This window comes from Deltaproteobacteria bacterium, assembly GCA_016874775.1.
GTDB lineage: Bacteria > Desulfobacterota > Binatia > Bin18 > Bin18 > VGTJ01.
In genome coordinates this window covers 1-4515 of the sequence record VGTJ01000294.1, presented here as the reverse complement: position 1 = coordinate 4515, position 4515 = coordinate 1, and the positions used below count along the sequence as shown (strand labels likewise).

At 54.3% G+C, this 4515-nt stretch carries 4 protein-coding genes; 3 read left to right on the top strand and 1 reads right to left on the bottom strand.

Going from position 1 to position 4515, the window contains the following annotated elements; all coding sequences use genetic code 11:
- Positions 1-338: 338 nt before the first annotated feature.
- On the top strand, positions 339-788 hold the full coding sequence (locus FJ147_27500; GenBank protein ID MBM4259631.1) for a hypothetical protein: 450 nt from the start codon (positions 339-341) through the stop codon (positions 786-788).
- Between the two features lie 38 nt (positions 789-826).
- Here FJ147_27500 and FJ147_27495 read toward each other — a convergent pair whose 3' ends face one another.
- Positions 827-2161, bottom strand: coding sequence for an ATP-dependent 6-phosphofructokinase (locus FJ147_27495; GenBank protein MBM4259630.1), 1335 nt, complete (start codon positions 2159-2161; stop codon positions 827-829).
- 687 nt (positions 2162-2848) lie between these two features.
- Here FJ147_27495 and FJ147_27490 point away from each other — a divergent pair.
- Positions 2849-4069, top strand: a complete 1221-nt coding sequence (locus tag FJ147_27490; GenBank protein MBM4259629.1) for an acetamidase/formamidase family protein — start codon at positions 2849-2851, stop codon at positions 4067-4069.
- Positions 4070-4110: 41 nt separating this feature from the next.
- Positions 4111-4389, top strand: a complete 279-nt coding sequence (locus FJ147_27485; GenBank protein ID MBM4259628.1) for a zinc ribbon domain-containing protein — start codon at positions 4111-4113, stop codon at positions 4387-4389.
- The last annotated feature ends 126 nt before the right edge of the window (positions 4390-4515 follow it).

The window sequence follows — 4515 nt, the reverse complement described above, 5'->3', positions numbered from 1 at the left end:
TAGAGGAATTAGTCAATTTAGTCTTTGCTTGGCTGCAAAAACGCCGGTCCTTCCCGGTGGAACGTCAGGTGTATGCGCTTCCCCTCGCCGCCTAGCACTTGCCATCGAGTGAGTTTCTATTTAGAGACTAGGGGCTTGTAGGGAGGAGAAACAAGTCCCTAGTACCGTGTCTCGCAAGTTTATTAGCAGTGAAATCGTAGGGCGCGTACCACGCGCCAGTCAGTTGGCGCGCTTCGCACGCCCTACAACTGCTCACGAAGTTATGAGACACGGTACTAGCCCCCAGCCCCTAGTCCCATATTTTTACGCAATACGTATCATCACACAGTGAGCTGAACATGAACGAAATACAATGCAAGCCCTTTGCGACCATCGACATCGGCGACGAAATCGGTCCGGTCACAAAAGTCCCAACTAGTGATGTTGTCATCCGGTATGCGAAAGCTGCACGAATCACGGACCAACGGTTTATCGATCCAGAACGGGCGCGACAGACAGGATTTTCGCAACCCATTGTTCCCGGACCGTTGAGTGCGACGTTCCTCGCGCAAATTGTGACAGAACACTTTCCTGGTTGGCGACTCAAGAATTTTCAGGTCAGTTTTCGTACGCCAGTGAAACACGGCGATACCCTCAACCTCTGGGGTAATGTCACCGAAAAGAGTGGCGCTGAGGCTGACGGTAGCGCAACGATTCACTGCGATGTGGTGGTGGAAAATCAACACGGCGACCGAGCGATTGTCGGGACAGTGATACTTGGGATGCGCAGATTAAGACCCCATTTGTAACTACGCTTCGAGTTCCCCTCTCCAGTCATAGAGAGGGGCTAGGGGTGAGGTTCATAGGTGCCCATCATCGACGCTGGCTGCCCGGTCGCTTGTAACACGCTCTGCCATTCAGGACCTTCGGGGTCAAGTTGTTTACGACGGGCAACGGCGAGGGAAATCGGCACTTGGGTGAAGTGCCGATTCCAGTAGCCAATTACCATGTCTGTATACCCTGCCATTCCAGCGTGAACGGCGTGTTGACCAAGAATGAGACAAAACTCCGAATCAACTGCATTCGCAGGGAGACTGCGGATGATATAGCTCGGGTCAATATATTTAATGGAGAAATCGAGATGACGTGCCTGCAGAAACCGCGTGACCTCATCGCGAAGAAAGATGCCAATATCTTTTAAGCGGAGGTTTCCCGACGCATCCCGTTCTTGCTTTGCTGGGTCCTGCAAGAGTTCTTGTCCCGCACCCTCGGCGACGACGATGACCGCATGATGTCGTCGCTCTAGTCTTTGCATCAACAGGTCGAGAAACCCGTCCTTACCTTCAAGGGCAAACCGCACTTCGGGTATCAGACAGAAATTCACATCTGAGTTCGCTAAGCTTGCATGGGCGGCAATAAACCCGGAATGGCGACCCATCAGCTTGACCAGGCCAATACCATTCCACGCGCCGTGTGCTTCGGTATGTGCTGCGTCGATAGCTGTGGTTGCTTCTTCGACTGCCGTGGCGAAACCGAAGCTTCGGTCGGTCCAGCCCAGGTCGTTATCAATCGTTTTGGGAATGCCAATGATACTAATCGGCAGTTTCCGCTGCGCGATCTCCCGGCTGAGTGCCGCCGCTCCACGTAACGTGCCGTCGCCGCCGATGGTAAACAGGATACTCACCTGATGGCGCTGGAGAGTGTCTACCATTTCACTCACATCTTGTGGTCCGCGTGATGAACCTAACGTTGTCCCTCCGATGGTGTGAATGTTGCTGACCGCCTCAAGCGTCAATGCGATTGGAGGGTAGCCGCTGTTCGCTGCAAGGCCCGCGTAGCCGTAACGAAAACCCAACACGCGTGGCACTCCGTACCCGAATGTCAGTGTATGAACAACTGAACGGATGACATCATTGACGCCGGGGCAGAGACCACCGCATGTAACGATACCGCAAGTAATCGTCGTCGGGTCAAAGAAGAGTTGCGCGCGTGGACCAGCGAGGCCGAACGACGGTGGTCGCTGTCCGGCATCAAGATAGAGTTCGAGGTCCGCGGTTTCTGCGCTGACTAACACCCGGTTAGTTGGGTCGACAAGGAGCTGTCCGCGCGGTTGGAGAGGAGAGGGAAAGCGACACAAACCGAGGGAGGAAACGATAAGGTCTCCAGATTGTGGCAATATCATGCCGTCAATAGTGAACGGAGTTTCTGCAAGAATCTAGTATGGAATACAGGTTTCTGGTCACTGCTGCTGAGGCAACACGTCTGCCTGTTTTTTGGACAGCAAAGCGATGAGGTCACGAGCTGGCACCAGGATACCCCACTGATTTATCAAGACTATTGTGGTGCGGCAGAGGAAAAAGCTGTTGGCCTAGGTTTTGCGATGCTTCTGCGTTGGAAGTATCCGGTGGTGACCGCGAGACCCTATGCCCCTCGCTGTGCACCCTTCACTACCCGACATATTCCCCAGTCAGGTGGTTGTTAAGGGCCTGTAGGTTTCCCTCCTTTCTCCTGCAGGCCTTTTTCTTTTGTGCGTCACGATGCGACTCCTCAGTCGCACCACTGGTCGCAGTTATTGCTGCCCTACAAACATTCTGCGGGCAGGCTTGCACGGTGAGCAACAATAGTGCGTGAAGAGGACAGCCTGGTCCACTGTATGCGGGGCTGCGTGGCTAGCCTGTTCTTGCCCTCGGCACGGATAAATAGCTGTGAAGACAGAACGAGTTATCGGTAAATAAATAATCACTGTGAGTGAATATCTAATTGACTCATGGTGTGATGTATCACCGGTATGGAGCTTGCAAACGTTGCTAGCCGAGATGGGTGGTGTTGAGGATGTTGCAGGACCACAGCCAATACAGAGGAGGATCGTATGCCGAAGTCGTTGATTTCTGTTGATCTCCGGCGGAGTCCGGCTGAGCAAGAGATTCTGCTCCATAATCGCTGGCATCCCGAAATCCCACCAGTTGTGAGTGTGAACCCTGGGGCGGTGTTTCGTATTGAGTGTATGGATTGGACCGGTGGACAAATTGGCGACAATGATAGTGCTAATGACGTCCGCGATGTTGAACTCCCACAAGTGCACTATCTGAGCGGGCCGATTGCGGTGAGTGGTGCGGAACCGGGTGATATTCTGGTTGTCGACCTGTTAGACATTGGGGCTCTCCCAGATTCAGAGTGGGGATTCACCGGCATCTTTGCCAAGCAGAATGGTGGTGGGTTCCTTACCGAGCATTACCCGGAGGCAAAGAAGGCGATTTGGAACTTTAGCGGCATCTATGCGACGTCACGCCATATACAAGGAGTGAGATTTGCTGGCCTGACGCACCCAGGCCTGATCGGCTGTGCGCCCTCAGCAGAACTGCTTGCTACCTGGAATAAACGCGAAGCGGCGTTAATCGCTACAGCGCCAACGCGCGTGCCGCCACTTGCAGCGCCACCGAACCCGCAAAGAGCCTTACTGGGCCAACTCCGCGGCGCGCAGTTTGATCGCGTGGTTATGGAAGCGGCACGGACCGTTCCACCCCGCGAACACGGTGGCAACTGTGACATCAAAAACCTATCGCGTGGCTCGCGCATCTATTTCCCGGTCTATTGCAAAGGTGGAAATCTCTCTATGGGTGATATTCACTTTTCGCAGGGCGATGGTGAGATTTCCTTCTGCGGCGCCATTGAAATGGCCGGATGGATCGATTTGCACGTCGACCTGATCAAGGGCGGCATGAGCAAGTACGGGATGCTGAACCCGATTTTCAAGCCCGGCCCGGTGGAGCCTCGTTACTCTGAGTATCTGGTGTTCGAAGGGATTTCCGTGGACGAGCAGGGGACGCAATTGTATCTCGATGCGCATGTGGCCTATCGCCGTGCCTGTCTCAATGCCATCGAGTATCTCAAGAAGTTTGGTTACAGCGGCGAACAAGCCTATATGTTGTTGAGCACCGCCCCGGTCGAAGGCCGCGTGAGCGGCATCGTCGATATTCCTAATGCGTGCTGTACCGTTGCCATCCCCACGGAAATTTTCGATTTCGACATTCGTCCTTCGACGAAAGGGCCTGTCGTTGCCCCGCGCGGTATGGAAGCGGCAGCTTCGTAACGACTGATGCGTATGCCACACGTTTCCTAAGAGGTGCTGTTATGCCGATCTATGAGTTCTCGTGTCGATCCTGCGGGCTCTTTGAGGTTCAACGCTCGGTGCGTGAAGCTACTACGTCGGTGCCGTGTCCATCCTGTCATGCAAGCGCCAGTCGCGTACTCTCGGCTCCGGTACTAATGCCAACTTCGCGTGCTGCCCAGCGGCAACGTACAAGTGGAACACCTCCGCAGGTCGTTCAACGACGTGCCCCTGAGACCCCACCTGCTTCGCCTGCGCCGCAATACCAGCGTAGCGGACGTCCCTGGCACCTGAGTCACTAAGGCATGGGCAAGAATTAAGTTACCGATTAAGAGCGAGGAAGAAGCGTATAGTTCCAATCGCCATGAAACTTACCGGGTTTGATATTGAGCGCTTGAAACTCATCGTCGGAGACCTGTAGGCCTTTG

Excerpts from the sequence above, each read along its gene's own strand:
- FJ147_27495 (MBM4259630.1), bottom strand. The coding sequence starts at position 2,161 with ATGATATTGCCACAATCTGGAGACCTTATCGTTTCCTCCCTCGGTTTG.
- FJ147_27490 (MBM4259629.1), top strand. The coding sequence starts at position 2,849 with ATGCCGAAGTCGTTGATTTCTGTTGATCTCCGGCGGAGTCCGGCTGAG.
- FJ147_27500 (MBM4259631.1), top strand. The coding sequence starts at position 339 with ATGAACGAAATACAATGCAAGCCCTTTGCGACCATCGACATCGGCGAC.
- FJ147_27485 (MBM4259628.1), top strand. The coding sequence starts at position 4,111 with ATGCCGATCTATGAGTTCTCGTGTCGATCCTGCGGGCTCTTTGAGGTT.